General features: G+C 52.7%; 1 pseudogene. It reads left to right on the top strand.

The features are described from left to right. Positions 1-203, top strand: a pseudogene (locus ACR0KW_RS24300) (iron-containing alcohol dehydrogenase); the annotation flags it as partial. Positions 204-546 lie beyond the last annotated feature (343 nt).

The following is a 546-nucleotide window of genomic DNA, read 5'->3' as shown; positions in this document are numbered from 1 at the left end:
AGGGCGGCTATGACGGGTTCCGTGCCTTTGTGCTGGAGTTCAATGACTCGCTGGGCATCCCGCGCAAACTGTCCGATCTGGGCGTGACCGAAGCGTCGATCCCAGAACTGGTCAAAGGCGCCATCATCGACCCGTCCTGTGGCGGCAACCCGATCGAACTTAACACAGAAAACATAACACAGCTCTTCAAAGCTGCATTGTGATCAGAAAATATGCGAGATTTCCGGTATTTACGCCATTCCGTCATACCCCTGTTTCATAACCGGGGCACAAGCTCGCGAATGGAAGGCAGGGGCCTTCAGTAAATGGTGACCAGCAGAGCCAAGCCGGAAAACTCGATCTGAAAGGTGCAGCCGGGCTAAAGCCCTATAACCAACAATTCTAAATTTGCATGCAACAGGAGGATAGCATGATCTCAAAAAATAACATCACACGGCGCTCAATGCTGAAGACGACAGGTGCTGCTGCGCTGGCGGCACCGCTTTATAGCAAAAGCGCGCTGGCGTCCTCGGGTGAGATCAACATTCTGATGTGGTCGGATTACCT

The sequence above is a fragment of the Ruegeria sp. CG11 genome (assembly GCF_056537245.1).
Note: the sequence above shows the minus strand (reverse complement) of the source record. Positions and strands in the feature narration are given on the sequence as shown.